At 58.9% G+C, this 14983-nt stretch carries 15 protein-coding genes; 5 read left to right on the plus strand and 10 right to left on the minus strand.

Going from position 1 to position 14983, the window contains the following annotated elements:
• Nucleotides 1-142: 142 nt before the first annotated feature.
• Entirely contained in the window at nucleotides 143-2281 is a 2139-nt protein-coding gene (locus AC1DX3_RS23600) for a matrixin family metalloprotease (protein ID WP_476991812.1), read from the minus strand.
• A gap of 64 nt (nucleotides 2282-2345) precedes the next feature.
• A complete protein-coding gene (locus AC1DX3_RS23605) occupies nucleotides 2346-2801 on the minus strand; it encodes an SRPBCC family protein (protein ID WP_476991813.1) in 456 nt (151 codons plus the stop codon).
• Nucleotides 2802-2883: 82 nt separating this feature from the next.
• On the opposite strand from AC1DX3_RS23605, the gene AC1DX3_RS23610 reads away from it, so the two are divergent.
• Complete coding sequence (locus AC1DX3_RS23610; RefSeq protein ID WP_476991814.1) at nucleotides 2884-3576, plus strand: DUF1345 domain-containing protein; 693 nt, start codon at nucleotides 2884-2886, stop codon at nucleotides 3574-3576.
• Nucleotides 3577-3646: 70 nt separating this feature from the next.
• Nucleotides 3647-3919, plus strand: a complete 273-nt coding sequence (locus AC1DX3_RS23615) for a hypothetical protein (protein WP_476991815.1) — start codon at nucleotides 3647-3649, stop codon at nucleotides 3917-3919.
• A gap of 55 nt (nucleotides 3920-3974) precedes the next feature.
• Here AC1DX3_RS23615 and AC1DX3_RS23620 read toward each other — a convergent pair whose 3' ends face one another.
• Together AC1DX3_RS23620 and AC1DX3_RS23625 are read right to left on the minus strand one after the other, a co-directional pair.
• The gene (locus AC1DX3_RS23620) at nucleotides 3975-5840 is read right to left on the minus strand and encodes an autotransporter domain-containing protein (RefSeq protein WP_476991816.1); all 1866 of its coding nucleotides are present in this window, start codon (nucleotides 5838-5840) and stop codon (nucleotides 3975-3977) included.
• A 167-nt stretch (nucleotides 5841-6007) separates the two neighbouring features.
• Nucleotides 6008-6184: a hypothetical protein gene (locus AC1DX3_RS23625; protein ID WP_476991817.1), complete on the minus strand. Its 177-nt coding sequence runs from the start codon at nucleotides 6182-6184 to the stop codon at nucleotides 6008-6010.
• A 296-nt stretch (nucleotides 6185-6480) separates the two neighbouring features.
• Between AC1DX3_RS23625 and AC1DX3_RS23630 the strand changes: the two genes are divergently transcribed.
• Nucleotides 6481-7398: an alpha/beta hydrolase gene (locus tag AC1DX3_RS23630; protein ID WP_476991818.1), complete on the plus strand. Its 918-nt coding sequence runs from the start codon at nucleotides 6481-6483 to the stop codon at nucleotides 7396-7398.
• Nucleotides 7399-7403: 5 nt separating this feature from the next.
• On the opposite strand, the gene AC1DX3_RS23635 is transcribed toward AC1DX3_RS23630, so the two are convergent.
• From AC1DX3_RS23635 to AC1DX3_RS23650, 4 genes are all read right to left on the minus strand, one after another.
• The gene (locus AC1DX3_RS23635) at nucleotides 7404-7790 is read right to left on the minus strand and encodes a hypothetical protein (protein WP_476991819.1); all 387 of its coding nucleotides are present in this window, start codon (nucleotides 7788-7790) and stop codon (nucleotides 7404-7406) included.
• Nucleotides 7791-7923: 133 nt separating this feature from the next.
• Nucleotides 7924-8268, minus strand: a complete 345-nt coding sequence (locus tag AC1DX3_RS23640) for a hypothetical protein (protein ID WP_476991820.1) — start codon at nucleotides 8266-8268, stop codon at nucleotides 7924-7926.
• Nucleotides 8269-8311: 43 nt separating this feature from the next.
• Nucleotides 8312-8890, minus strand: a complete 579-nt coding sequence (locus AC1DX3_RS23645; protein ID WP_476991821.1) for a tetratricopeptide repeat protein — start codon at nucleotides 8888-8890, stop codon at nucleotides 8312-8314.
• 10 nt (nucleotides 8891-8900) lie between these two features.
• Nucleotides 8901-9257, minus strand: coding sequence for a sigma-70 family RNA polymerase sigma factor (locus AC1DX3_RS23650; protein WP_476991822.1), 357 nt, complete (start codon nucleotides 9255-9257; stop codon nucleotides 8901-8903).
• A 154-nt stretch (nucleotides 9258-9411) separates the two neighbouring features.
• Here AC1DX3_RS23650 and AC1DX3_RS23655 point away from each other — a divergent pair, with 154 nt between their 5' ends.
• Both AC1DX3_RS23655 and AC1DX3_RS23660 read left to right on the plus strand, forming a co-directional pair.
• Complete coding sequence (locus AC1DX3_RS23655) at nucleotides 9412-10191, plus strand: Fic family protein (protein ID WP_476991823.1); 780 nt, start codon at nucleotides 9412-9414, stop codon at nucleotides 10189-10191.
• A gap of 36 nt (nucleotides 10192-10227) precedes the next feature.
• Nucleotides 10228-10398 carry a hypothetical protein gene (locus tag AC1DX3_RS23660; protein ID WP_476991824.1) on the plus strand — a complete coding sequence of 57 codons (171 nt, stop codon included), beginning with the start codon at nucleotides 10228-10230 and terminating at the stop codon, nucleotides 10396-10398.
• 164 nt (nucleotides 10399-10562) lie between these two features.
• On the opposite strand, the gene AC1DX3_RS23665 is transcribed toward AC1DX3_RS23660, so the two are convergent.
• Nucleotides 10563-14354, minus strand: a complete 3792-nt coding sequence (locus tag AC1DX3_RS23665) for a M10 family metallopeptidase C-terminal domain-containing protein (RefSeq protein WP_476991825.1) — start codon at nucleotides 14352-14354, stop codon at nucleotides 10563-10565.
• 319 nt (nucleotides 14355-14673) lie between these two features.
• On the minus strand, nucleotides 14674-14983 hold a 310-nt coding region (locus AC1DX3_RS23670; protein WP_476991826.1), incomplete at its 5' end, for a terminase small subunit-like protein.

Below are 14983 nucleotides of genomic sequence, written 5' to 3' on the forward strand. Positions count from 1 at the left end.
TGGAGGCGTTTCTTGGTGCGCTTCTTGGTGCGTTTCTGGGCATGGTGCAACCTGTCTCGTTTGTTACGAATTGCTTACCGTTAAAGCCCTCTTTGGCGCCAGAGTCGAGAGATTAGTCGAGAGATTAGTCGAGAGATTAGCACTACCAGACGATATGACTGAGCAAGGCTGCATCATTGGCAGCCACGCCGACCACGGTGATCGTATTGCCGCCGCCGAAATCGATGACCGCCCCTTGCGCGCCTTGGGTGACGGTATGGCTGACGGCATTATAGGCGTGGACATTGATGGTGTCCGTGCCGTCGAAATCGGTGACGAAGTCAGCGCCGCTGCCCGGGCCGAACATAAACAGGTCGACGCCGGTGCTGCCGGTCAGATGGTCGCTGCCGGCGCCGCCGTTGAGCGTATCATTACCGCCGCCTCCGTTCAGCGTATTGTTGCCGCTATTGCCATTAAGCCCATTGGCTTTGGAGTTCCCGGTGGCGTTGATCGCTGCCGAACCCGTCAGGGTCAGGGTTTCGACGAAGCGGCCGCTCAGCGTATAGGTCACGGACGCAAAGACGATATCGGTACCGTCGCCGTCGTTTTCGACGACATTGTCGCCGGTATTGTCGACATAGAAGGTGTCGTTGCCGCGGCCGCCGGCCACGGTGTCGGCGCCTGTCCCGCCGTCCAACACATTGGCGCCGGATCCCCCGGTCAGGGTATTGTTGAGGGCGTTGCCGGTGCCGTTGACATTACCGCCGCCGGTGAAGGTCAGATTTTCGACATCGCGCCCGGCCAAGCTGTAGTTGACCGAAGCCTTGACGGTGTCCGTCCCCTCGCCGCTGGCTTCGACGACATTGTCGCCGGCATTGTCGACGATATAGATGTCGTTGCCGGCATGGCCGGTCAGGGTGTCGGCGCCGTAACCGCCGTCCAGGACATTGTTGCCGTTATTGCCGTTCAACGCATTGATCTGAGAATTGCCGGTGGCATTGATATTGGCCGAGCCGGTCAAGGTCAGGGTTTCGACAACGCGGCCCGCCAGGGTGTAGCTCACTGAACTGAAGAGGGTGTCATTGCCCTGGTCAGCGGATTCGACGACATTGTCGCCGGTATTGTCGACATAATAGGTGTCGTCGCCCTTGCCGCCACTCATGGTGTCGGCGCCGGTCCCGCCATCCAGGATATTGGCCGCGGCATTACCGGTCAGCGCATTGACCAGGGCGTTTCCCGTGCCGTCAATCGCAGCCGATCCGGTCAGGACCAGCTTTTCAACATCGTTTGTCAGGATGTACGAAATGGCCGCATTGACGGTATCGCTCCCCTCGCCGGCAAAATCGACCACCCAGTCGCCACCATTGTCGACATAATAGGTATCGTCGCCCTTGCCGCCATAGAGGCTGTCCGCGCCGGTGCCGCCGTTTAGGAGATCATTACCGCTGCCGCCGAAGACCTGATCGACGCCGGCATTGCCATAGAGCTTGTCGTTGCCGGTCAGTCCGATGATCGCATCGGCATTTCCCGATCCGTTGATCGTGTCGTCGACCTGGGAGCCGCGGACATAGCCGCCGGCGGCGATGGCGGTAAAGGTGAAGCTGTTGCTGCCGGGGATATAAGCCCATGACGCATATTGCGTGCCGTCCTGGGCATTGCTGCCGTAGAGGTGCTGGATAGCGGCGATGTCGAGCGCCTGCAGATGCTGGGGGCCGTTTGGTTGCTGGGTCATGATGGTGTCGGTGCCGTTGTCGCTCGCCAGCACCTCATTGTGGTCGACGTTCGAGGCCCAGTTCATGAAATCTTCGGTAGGGTGTTTCAGGCCGAGCGCGTGGCCGATCTCGTGCAGCATCAGGCCGTAGTTGAAATCGCCGCTGCCATCCGCCGAGTCGCTGTTCAACAGGATGTGACCGACGACATCGAAACCGCCATCGAGGAAATGCGGATAGCTGAAATAGTTCCAGTCGCCGAAGGGATAGAAACCAACACCGTCACGGCCGTCGAAACCCGTACCGGAGAAATCGTAGCTGGAGAAGGTGATGTCGGACTGACCGTAGGGCACCTCGACGAAGGTAATACCGCTGGCGTCGGCCCATTCCTTTAGAGCGGCGCGCGCCATGGTCTGCTGTTGCGCGGTCAGGGCCTGGAAGGTGGCGAAGGCCGGTGAGCCCAGAACCGAAACATCGGTTGGCGGCGCCGTGGTGGCGAAGGCAAAGGTGATGACGGTGGGATTATTGCTGAGTTCCAGCCCGTTCCACGAATCGCCGGACATCAACGCAGTGTAGTCGGTCACGGTCGGCATGGTGATTTCGCCTTTTTTGGTCCCCCGCAAGGGATGGCAAAATTACGCCGTTACCCGAAAGCCGTCAAGCGGTGGCCAGGGCCTCGCTGGCCAGAAGTTTTCGCAAGGACTCCATGGTCGCCACGGTTTCCTTGGGCAGTTTCATGCGCCACAGCGGGGTCATCAGCTTGGCCAGGAACGAATGAGGCGTGATTTCGATGCGATGAGTCAGATGGGTGCCGGTCGGCGTCTCTTCCATGCGAAAGTCGACATTCACCATCATCATCTTGTCGTAATATTTGTAGCTGAGCAGCCTGTCCTGTTCCAGCGCGACGATAACCCCGTCCATCAGGCCGTGCTTGCCGCCCTGGCAATAGGCGTAGCGCATCTTGTCGCCGACCTTGCTGGGACCGCTACTCTGTTTGCCGAGGCCCTCGCAACGCTTCAACCACAGGGGCGCCTTGGTGTAGTCGTCCAGCAAGGTATAAACCTGGTGCGGCGACTGCGGCAGCTCGATCCCGTGTTCGAAGACAATAGCCATGAGCGAATCCGTGCAAGGACGATTTGACAAGCGAAGCGGACAAGAGCCTAACATAGCGGCCGCAACTGACAAGAGCTTTACCGTGCCGCCAACGCCGAAACGCCTGCTAACCTTCCAGTTCATCACCTATTTACGGCAAAAACCGCAATTCCTGGTGGCACTCGGCCTCGGGATCGCCGTCCTGGCYGGGTGCGCGGTATTTACACACCTGCGAATCGTTACCGACATCCTGCTGGCCTGGAACACATTTACCGTCTTCTACCTGGCCATCGGCATCAAGGCGATGTTGACCGCCGATCATGAAACCCTGCAGGCCCACGCCCACCTCTATGACGACGGCGAGCGCACCATCCTGATTTTCTCGATCCTGGCGGCAGCGCTCGGCATAGTCGGCATCGTCGCCGAGCTGGCGACCGGCAACTCGGTCACCGGCGCCGTCAAGGCCTTTCATATCGGCCTGGCCGTCCTGACCCTGATGTCGTCATGGGCCTATATCCACCTGTCGTTCGCGTTCCATTACGCCCACGGCTTTTACGTCCAGCGCGAGGGCAAGACCGGCGGCTGCCTGATCTTTCCCGGCACGGACCAGCCGAACTATTCGGACTTCCTCTATTTTTCCTATGTTATCGGTACGTCGGGCCAGACGGCGGACGTCGATTTCGCCAGCACCGCCATGCGCCGCATCGGCCTGGTTCACTGCGTCGTGTCCTATGTCTTCAATGCGGCGGTGCTGGGCCTGACGATCAATATCGCAGCATCGCTGATAGCAAAATAATTTCGCGTAACCGTGTAACCGATCTGTTTACCGCGGCGTATTACCCTGAGAGATAACAGGGGCATAGAACATGTCGATCGGTACAGATTATCCGCATCCGGTGAACGTTAACGGTTTCAGTTGCAAAAACTGCACCGATGTCGATTACGCCAAGAAACATATCGACCCGGCCCATCCCAAGGCCGGCCCTTACGGCGTCAACGCCAAGGACGATCCGACCTTGAAAACCCAGGCGGCGTTCAAATTCGACGGCGCCTTGAAGGGCGCATCCGATGCCGCGGATACAGGCCTGACAACTCAGCAAACGACCGCACCCGGTCGAAGCGTCAATATCCTGGCGTAAAAAAGCCGCGCCGCCGTTTCCGGATGCGCGGCTTTCCTTATCCATCATCCAAATTTTAGAACGACTTATTGAACGAGATCACCCCCGTCTGATCGCGTTGCGAGTCGGAGCCGAACGTGCCGCGATACTGCGCCTGAAGGGCAAAGCCAGCAATGTGGGTCGTCAGGCCGATACCGACCAGGACGCCCGGCGAACCGACCTTGCCCATATCGGTCGCGAAGGGTTGCGCCGTGTTGTTGATCAACTGTCCGCGCAGGTCGCCTTCGGTGCCGCTGATCACGGCTTCGTAGCCCAGCACCCCGCTCAGGCTGACGCCGTCGCTGACCTTGCCGGCGGCGCGCAGCTCGACCGCGCCCGAGGTCGCCGACACCTTGCGGTCATCGAACTTCACGCTGGCCAGTGGGCCGTTTTCGCTGAAGCCCGACATCTGGGCGCCGGCATAGGATAGTCGCGCCACCGGGGTGACGACCCAGTTGCCGAGATCATGGTCGATCCCGGCTTGCACCGACGCTGAGTACGACGTCGTATTGATATTATTGGCCTGCTCGGTGATCGGGCCAACCATGGTCGCGCGCTTGTAGCTGCTATAGGCGCCGACCCCGACGCCGCCCTGCAAGGTGACGAAGACGGGACCCGGGCGCCAATCGATACCCGCGTCGACGCTCAGGTCGACCGGCTTGGCCTCGACCATAAAGGCCTTGGATTCGCCGGTCATGGCCGTCAGGCCGATGCCGAAGGCCATGTCATTGCCCATGCCGGTAACGGCGCCGGCGCGGAAACCACCGACCGTGTAGTCGTAGGCCTTTTGATCCATGGCAGTCGCCGTGGTGCCGATGACGGTTTGCAGGGCGATCGACTTGTCGCGCGAACCCTGGGCGCCGACCACTTGCACGAAATAGCCCTTTTCGCCTTCACTGCCCTTGGCGGCGTGAAGGATGCCGGCGATCTCTCCCTGGTTCGAGCGCCGGGTATTGTAGGATTCATCGGCAAACATGCCGACACCTTCGGTCAGGGTCGGCGTATAAAGATATTGCGCCGCCAGCTTCGCCACCAGCTTGTGACCCGCCGCCGTCGGGTGGACGCCATCCCAGAACAGGTAGGTATTGCGCGTATCCTGAGAGCCGGTGACGCACGCCATGACATTGATACAGGCATGGCTGACGTCCGAGAAGCCGAAGGCCGCCGGATTGGCGATGATGGCGCCAAAGGCCGACTTGATATCGACTTCGATGATATTGGTGTCGGCATGGGCGGCCGCGACCGCGTGCAGGCCGGTGTCGAGCGCCGTGTTGAAGACGGTCGTGCTGTAGGACGACAGGGTCGAGGCGTCGGCATTGGTGTTGAATTGCGGCGTGGAGCCGAGGTCCGGCAGGTTCATGACGATGATCGTCTTGGCGCCGGCGGTAGCCAATTGGCCGACCTGGGCGCTGACATTGGCGGCGGCCGAGCCGGAAACGCCGGTCATATAGGCCGCGGCCGTCGAAGGGTTCGACGCGGCGGTCGGCAGCCCCTGGAAGATGTCATTGGCGCCGGCCCACATGCTGGCGACGTCGTTCGCCCCAAAGGTGCCGCCGTGGCCGAGGAAAGAAGCCAGTTGCACCGGCGTGCCCGGTGGGCTGGCGACGGCCGTGTCGGTGCGCGAACCGCCGAACGCCAGGTCGATACTACCCGAAGTATAGGACGTGGCCGTGAAAAAGCCCTGCATCGAGCCGGCCAGATATTCGGCGAAGACCAGGTCATTGGTGAAGCGGTGATTATAAGGCGCCGGCGGGGTCGTGCCACCGGTCGCCATATACAAATTGCCGTTGTCGGTGAGGCTGTCGCCGAAGGCCACGAGGCGGTTATATTCCTGAGCCTGGGCCGCCACCGGCAGCAGGCAGGCGGCGCCTGCGAGAAGCGCGAGTTTAAGTGATGTTTTCATAGGTCCCTGCAAGACGTTTTTTTGTCGTTATAGTGGAGTGCAGAGACTAGAAGTGTTGCGGTAATTAGCAAGATTTCCGCAGCGGCAGGCGCCGACGTATTTTGTTATGGTGTTACAAATCTGTCGCACGCCGGAGCCTCGTGCCCGACCTAGGGCGGCTTTTCAGCCTACGGCATTTCCGAGAAACTGGTCGGCATCAGCCAGCCCATATCGTCATGGCGCAGGCTTTCGCTCACACTGAGCCTCGAGGCGCATAGCGGACATTCGTCCAGCGTCTCCTGCGCCGTCAGACCGTGATCGATCGCTTCCATGATGCATTTGATATGTTCAGCCTGACTGTCCATGACCCGCCTCCTTGACGCGCGGAATGGTGAAGACTCATTAGGGCTTAATTCGCAAGCGGCCGGAGTTGTCGTACCGGCGATCCGGTTGCAAGCCTTAGCCATATATATGGAGACTGAGTCCGATTTGTGCAACGCACAACCCTGTTATTAGGAGGTGTTCGGAGCAATGCCGATAACAGGATTTCGTTCCGGCGGTACGGCGCCGTAACCGCTCGTAACATTTTGGCCCTCCGTCACCATAATCTTGCCGCGTACGACGCCAATCCTCGTGCCGTTATCGTCGCATGAGGTGAGCCATGAACATCGTCAAATTGACCGTCCTGCCCTGGTTGATCATCGGCCTGGCAACCGCGCCGGCCCTCGCCGACAGCCAGACCCTGCGGCAGAAATTCCTCGCCCACATGAAGGCGAAATCCGCCGAAGCCCAGCCCGTCGATCCGACGCAATATGTCGCCGGCGCAACGCAAGAAACCCTGTCCTATGGCAGCGCACCGGCGCAGACCATCGAAGTCTATGCCCCGCCTCATCCGGACCATGCCCCGATCATCGTCATGGTGCACGGCGGCGGCTGGCGCATCGGTGACAAGAACAGCCCGGGCGTCGTCGACAACAAGCTGAAACATTGGTTGCCGCAGGGTTTTATCATCGTCAGCGTCGATTACCGCATGTTGCCCGAAGCCCAGGTTGACACCCAGGCCCGCGACGTGGCGCAGGCCCTCGCCTATGTCCAGACCCACGCCGCCGATTGGGGCGGCGATCCGGATCGACTGATCCTGATGGGCCATTCGGCGGGCGCGCATCTGGTGGCGCTGCTGTCAGCCGATCCGGCTCAGGTCGCGGCGCAAGGCGGCCTGCCCTGGGCCGGCACTGTGGTGCTGGATAGCGCGGGACTGGATATCGCCCAAGTCATGGGGCAAAAACATATGCGGCTCTATGACGATGCCTTCGGCAGCGATCCCGCCTATTGGGCCACGGTGTCGCCCTCGGCGCGGCTGAAATCCGATGCCGTCCCGATGATGCTGGTCTGCGCCCTGAAGCGGCCGGACGATTCGTGCGGCCAGGCCCAGGCTTTTGCGCTACAGCTCAAGGCCATCGGCCAGGACGCGCCGGTGTCGCAACAGGACCTGACCCATATGGAGGTCAATAAGAACCTCGGCCTGCCCGGAGCCTATACGGACGCCGTCGATGCCTTTATCGCGGCGCGCCTGCACTGACGCCCTTAAGAGTTCAACAGCTTCTGGCTCTGGGCCGCGCAATATTGCTTGTAGAAGCTGACCGTGTCGTCGCCGGCGTCATAGAGCGTCTGCATATCCCCGGTCAGTTGATTGTCGACATAGTCGTTATAGGTCTTGCCGTTGCTGGTAATGGCCAACTGTATCCACGCCTTGCCCAGGGCCAGGTAACCCTTCTGGTCGTCGCTTCCCGCCGTCGCCGTATAGGCGCCGCCCATCATCGAGGCGGCGCAGACCTCGGCCCACTGCGTACTGCCTTCTTCCGGCGTCGCCTTGGCCTTGACCTGGCCGGCATCCATCGCCGAAGCGGCCGACGCCAATGACAATGCCAGCGCCACGCCGGCGCCAAATGCGAAAATTCTCGAATGGCTCATCGTAACTGTCCCCTGATCTGCGCATTTGCGCGGACGGCAGATTAAGCCGGAACGCGGTTATGCACACCCCCTGAACGGGGGGCTCGGGCAAAATTGCCGTTACGGCAATAGGCCCACAAATTGGTACCGGCCGTTATCGCGAGGCATTGCGCAACTCAACGACAAGACGGTCGAGAAGCACGGAGCCGGAATCGTCCCCCTCGAGGGCTTCCGTAACGCGTTCAACAATTTGCTGAAATTTCGTTTCGTTGATAAGATCATGACCGAATTGATCGGCAAGTATGTTTTGAACCAGGGCGCGGCGCAGTTGGTGGTCGGACACGGTGTCGATGGCCGCTAAAGCTTTCAGGTTATCAATCCCGGTTGATTTGGCGTCTCGCGCGGAATCCTTACGTCCCGAGGTGGCGGTTTTCGCACGCTCAAGCAATCGCTCTCGCAACACCACGACCAGTCGATCAATCTGAGAAATCTGATCCATGCTTTACCACACCCGGTTCGAGAGGTTTTTGAAGTCGTCAACTTTAGTGTTTGGTGTCCTTGAAGCTGTACTGCTTCAATAGGAAGTGAGCGCCAGATTCAACCTCCTGTGCCTCGGCCGGCTCCGTGATGACTTGTGAATCCAGCTTTTCCCGAGCCTGCTGAACGATCAACCCCATATCCTTGTTCATCGGAAGGAGCTCCGTGTTCAACGCTATACCCGCCTCCAACAGAGCTATCGTGCCTACAAAGTCGTCGACAATGAGTTTGTTCAGGCCCTGAACAAACAGATTCAAGGGATTGTCGGAAGGCAGGTTGAGCAGCGGCAGCCACGTCGATTGCGCGGCACGCGCGTCGCCCGATGTCAATTCGAGGAAACCGAGTTGAAATCGCGCGATGGCATAGCCGGGAGCGATGTCGATCGCTTTTTGCATCGCCACACGGGCCTCGGCGTACTGTTCCAGACCGGCCAGCACGGACCCACGTAAAAAATGCAATCGCGTATCGTTTTCGTAAAGTTGAAGCAGTTCGTCGAGGCGCGCCAGTCCTTGCTCGCCGTTCTCCTGTATCTGAAGCAATACGGGTTGCAACAGTTCGTCCGGCGTCATGTCGTTCTCGTCCATCATAAAACTCCTATTTTTCTAACTTGAAACCGGCGCCTGGAGACAATCTGTCTTTTAAGGATTTGAGAGCGGCCCGGTGTATTTGCGACACCCTGCCCTTGCTCAGTCCGAAAGTCTTCGCGACCTGCTCAAAACTCAGCCCATCCAGATAATGGTAACGGATAACCATTTCCTCTTGACGGGACAAATTCGAAATTTCTCCGGTCAGTGACAAAACTTTCTCTTTCCATGCCAGACTTTCGTACGGCGACAGCTTGGTATCGGTCTCGTCCCGGGTGATGTATATGCCGCTGCCTTCGATCATAAAGCCAAGAGCCAGCCCCGTCGCCATTTCAATGAGCGCCGCGGCGGCGATTCCAGCTCTCAAAGTTCGATAAGCCGGTCACACCACGCCAATAAGCTCTGCCGACCCCCCGCTAAATGGGTGAAAATGGGTGAACGAACGCCGACAGGCACTTTCGCCCCCCGGCTAAATGGGTGGAAATGGGTGAACGAACGGCAACAACAGGGTATAAGATTCCATGTTCCAAGCCCCGCCCTTCGACATTACCCCCGAAATCCTCAATTACGTCGGTGCCATCGACGAATTCAAAGGTGCCTGGCGGGCCTCCAAGCCCCTCTCGGCCGACCGATTGGCGGCCCTGGAGCACGCCGCAACGGCCGCTGGCGCGGCGGCATCCCTGCGCATCGAAGGTATCGAACACCCCGACGACCGTGAAATCGCCGCCTATGCCGACGTCCTCGGCCGCATTTTCCGTGACCACGCCGCCATGGCTCTGACCGAGCCTCTGATCGACCGGCTGCATCGCGACCTGCTACCCGACAGCGCCCCAAAAAGCCCCCACGACGGACGCCTCGGCTACAAAACCCAATCCAACGACCTGCCGTCCTTCGATGAAACCGGCGACCCCAGCGGCATCGGCTTCACGACCGCCCCCCCGCTCGATACCCCGCGCCGCATGAGCAACCTGATCACCTCGACCAATACCGAGCTTACCACCCGCGCCCAGCATCCGCTCCTGACCATCGCCCTGTTGGCGATCGGCTTTCTCGAAATCATGCCCTATCAATCCGGCAATGGCCGCTTGAGCCGCGTCCTGGTAACCCTGCTCCTGCTACGCGCGGGCTATACCTATGCGCCCTTCGGCGCGCTGGATGTGGTGCTCGAAAACGCCAAGGATGCCTATTTCCAGTCTATCCTCGCCACCCAGGCCGAACCGACCGACGGACAGCCCTGGCTGACGGTATTCTTCGAAGCCCTGTACCTGCAAGCCGAAGACCTGGCGTTGATCATCACCTAGGACCACAGCCTGCCCCAGGCCTTGCCGGACCTGTCCTTGCAGATCGTCGCCCACGCCGCCACCCACGGCCGCGTCACCGTGGCCGAGATGGCCGCCCTCACCGGCACCAACGGCAACACCTTGAAGGAACACTTCCGCCATCTGGTCGAAACCCGCCACCTGACCCTGCACGGCGCCGGCCGCGGCGCCTGGTATGGGCTAAATTGATCAGACCCTGCCAACGCGTCGAATAGCATTACACCAACGGCGGCCGATTTTGGCGCGCGCCTAAAGCTAAAGCATCTATGCGCGGCCGTTTAGACGAATTTGGACGAATAGCCTTGCCGCGTTAAAACAATGCAACAATCATCGTGAAGGCCTTCACTCACGCATTACCAAGAAATATGGCTCAGGAACGCAGAATCCGTTGCCGACACATTGAGCACGGTAATTGTGTCACCATTGCCGAAATCGATCACAACATCGCTGCCGGACTGAGTCAGCGTGTGGGCTACGGCGTAATAGGCGTGGACATCGATAGTATCGCCCTGGGCGGCGGAAAAATCCGCAATCGTGTCCAGCCCACTGTTCGCAGAGAAGGTGAATGCGTCGGCTCCGCCCCCTCCGGTCAGGGTATCGCTGGCATAGCCGCCGTTCAATATATTGGCGCCGCCATTCCCGATCAAAATATTGTTGCTGCCGTTACCCGTCGCATTGATGGCAGACGATCCGGTCAGCGTCATATTTTCTACCGAACGGCCCGCTAAACTATAGGAAACCGATGAAAAGATGATGTCGGTGCCTTGCCCGCTGCCGTCTGTGACAACATCGCCGATATCATCGACATAATAGGTATCGTTGCCGGCGCCGCCCGCCATCGTATCCGCGCCGAATCCGCCGTCCAGCACATTGTCGCCGCTGTTGCCATTGAGGGTATTCACCTGACTATTGCCCGTGGCATTGATATTCGCCGTACCGGTCAGGGTTAGGGTTTCGATGAAACGGCCGGTCAGTCCGTAGCTGACGCCGGACAGGATGGTGTCGGAACCCTGGCCTGACGCTTCGACGACGTTATCGCCCGTATTGTCGACATAATAAATATCGTCTCCCGTTCCACCGGTCATGGTATCGGCGCCTGCCGCCCCATCCAGGGTGTTAGCGGCGGAATTACCCGTGAGCGTATTGACCAGTGTATTGCCTGTGCCGTTGATGGCTGTCGATCCGGTGAGAGTTAGATTCTCGACGTTGGCCGCCAGGGTGAACGTAATGGAGGACTGAACCAGGTCCGTGCCTCCACCCGCCTGCTCGATGATGGCGTCGAAGCTGTTGCCAACGACATAGGTGTCATTGCCCGTGCCGCCGGTCATCGTATCTGCGCCAGTCCCGCCATCCAGGACGTTGTTGCCGCTATTGCCGGTAAGGACGTTGTTGGCAGAATTTCCCGTGCCGTTGATGTCGCCGGCGCCCGCCAAGATCAGATTTTCAATATTGACCGCCAGGGTGTACGTAACCGAGGCGGTAACACTGTCCGTGCCTTCCGCGCTGTTCTCAACCACCACATCCGTGGGGCTTTCGACAACATAGCTGTCATTGCCCAGCCCGCCTGACATTGTGTCCGTGTTGCCGCCGCCATCGAGGACGTCATTACCGTCGCCACCGCTCAGGATGTCATTACCGAAGCCGCCGCTCAGCGTATTATTGCCGCTATTGCCGTTCAGCGTATTGTCCTGGCTGTTGCCGGTCGCACTAATATCCGCCGTCCCGGTTAAGGTCAGGATTTCGACATAGCGGCCCACCAGAGTGTAGGTAACCCCGGTGTTGATCGTATCCGTGCCTTGGCCCGATGCCTCGACAACGATATCGGCGACATCGTCAACATAGTAGATGTCGTCGCCCAAACCGCCGGTCATGGTGTCGGCGCCGGCGCCACCGTCGATCACGTCATTGCCGTCTAGACCGCTCAATGCGTTGACCCCACCGTTGCCGGTCAGGGCATTGTCTGATATATTACCTGTGCCGTCGATCGTCGCTGTACCCGTCAGGATGAGGTTTTCGACAGCTGTTGTCAGCGTATAGGTGATCGACGACTGAACAGTGTCGGTGCCTTGCGACGCGGTTTCAGTGACGACATCGCCAGCATTATCGACGATGAAGGTGTCATTACCCAGTCCGCCGATCAGCGTGTCAGCCCCTATGCCGCCGTTCAGGATGTCGTTGCCGTCCGCGCCGTCGAGCGTATTGGCCTGGCCGCTTCCGGTGATGACATTGTCAAGCGCATTGCCCGTACCAATAAGCCCCCCTTCCATGGTCATATTCTCGAAATTGCTGCCCAGCGTCCAATTGACTAGGGCTCGGATGGTATCGGTGCCCTGACCGGCATTTTCGACAGGGATATCACCGGCACTATTGACAAAATAGGCATCGTCCCCGACCCCACCATACATATAGCCGGCCCCGGACAAGAGATCGTCGCCCTCGTAACCGTAGACCGAGTTGCTGCCATGGATTTCATTGTTGATCGCATTACCATAAACAATACCGTTGCCTTCCATGACCACGTTTTCAACATTATCGGGAAGTATATAGTTGCCACTCGCGCAGTATTCGATCCAATCATTGCTGCCTTCGCCGGAATATTCGATGACTACGTCACCAGCATTGCCGACGACATAAGTGTCGTTGCCCTGGCCGCCAGCCAGGACATTCGCGCTTGTGTCAATATTGACATCCCCGCTGACGAGAGTTTCACCGTTGCCCCACAGCAGGTCGTTGCCATCGCCGCCTTCCAATATATCGCTGCCGAGGCCCCCCTTCAGAAGGTTATCCACCTGATTACCGATGATGTGATCATTGCCCGAACCGCCCAAGGCATCTTCAATCAGCGATCGCGTATCACCGTTATACAAAAGGGCGTTGGCGACAATGCCTGGCGCATAGTGCGGTCCGCCGGATACAGGTCTATTGTTGGCCAACTGCCAGGTATTATTTGTGCTCGACCACTCCCCTGGCCTCAAATCGATGGTTGCGTTGCCGGCATAATTGCTGAAATCGTAAGTATCCTCTCCGCCACCGTCCCAAATGGTCCGGAACGTCTTGTTGCCTTCCGGATCGCCCTGGCTTACGCCGTCGACCAGCATCTCACCCGTGTTGAAATTGAAGCCATAGGTCGTGTCGCCACTGCGATAGGTGAAATTGGCACCGTAGAGATATTGCAAGGCGGCGATATCGTCCTGCATATAGGTTTGCGGCTGGTTGAACTGATCACCTTCGAACATGATGCTGTTGTCGGGATCGGAACGAAAGGTCATCAAGGACCAGGCCTGGCCGTCATGGTTGGAGGGCAATGCGGCCGAGCCGTAATGCGGCCCCGGCCCGTCGACAATGCCGGCAGCGGCAAGATCGAAACCGGTATAATCTTCATTCCCGTGTTTCAATCCCAAGGCGAGGCCTATCTCGTGCATGATCGTCGCCATGCCCCAATTGCCCATTTTCGGTGTTGAATAAAAGGGTTGAGCATTTGTGGCACCGGAATTCATCCAGATATCGCCGTCCCAAGGGTCGCTTCCCGGCGCACTGGCTTGGGCACTGTCTAAACCTGCGCTTGTCTGGGAAAAGCGCAGGTTGGCGTGCGTCGTGCTGGTTTCACCAATAAAGTTGAAGGAGAGACCGGTATAGGATGAAATTAGGCCAAAGGCCAACTGAACTGCCGCAGCCTGCGCTGAATTGAAAGGAACCTGGTTCGAAAGAAAGGTCGAGTTGTAGTAGGGGGTTTGATAGACCGAGCCCGTTGTCGGAAAACTGTAGGTCAGGCTCCTAGTCGTTGCCATCCAGGCCGAGCCCATGAGGACGCCATCGATATCCTGGTTACCGCTGAATTCGAAACGGCCCTGAGCGGTGTCATAGGTCTGCGCAATGACGGTTGTCAGCCCCGCGCCCGAAGCCTGCCCGATTCCGCCATTCGTTGCGCCGGCTGTGGACGATGGGAAGTGACCGGCCGCCGCTCTGACCAAACCGCCTGCCGCCAAATTGGCCAGCGCCGGGGATGTCGCCTGGTAAACGGCAACAAAGGCTGCGCCGCTCGGCATCGCGGCATGAAAAGCCAGCGCCGTCGTGTCGGATTGTGCATCCGCGGCGATATTCGAGGTGTCAGCCGAAGCCTTGGAGTCGATAAGGAATTTACGCATGGATCCCCCATATTGCGCAGATAAAGAAATTCGTGCTGTCGAAAAAAGCGTCTCTAAAACGCGCCCCCGCACCCCTGACCATCACATGCCATGTGGCCACCGATTTGCCTAGGGGGAAATGCAACCTCAGCTATTTTATGTGAGCCGCCCAGCCGGCATCTTCGCCTTGGCAATAGGTGCCTTGCCCACAAAACCAATGCATTCGTCGTCGTACAAATTGGGATTTCACTAATATCCAAAACTGCAAAAATTACCTGACTACCGATGGTGCCAGGCCGCAAAAAGGGGCGCCGTCATCACGACACCGCCCGCCTCTCCCCTAACAAATCAGATCGTCCAGATTAGCCGGACGGACGAAGGGTCGCCCCTTTCGCTTCGCCTCCACCACGATCACCTTGCCGTATTTCCGCGGCGCCAGCCGCCCCGCCATCTTGAACCGCGTATCGATCTGCAACTTGGCGCGGGCGACATTGGTCGGGTTGCTGATAAACTCCCAGGCGCTATCCTTGGCCGCCCGCGGCACCATATCCTTGTCGCGGTCGTCGGCAATCTCGACGCAGTCATCCAGCAACATCTCGGCCTGACGCTCGCRCGCCGCGTCATAGGCGTCGCTAAAGTCGGGATAGAGC

This window comes from Asticcacaulis sp. P2_B1 (genome assembly GCF_056404915.1).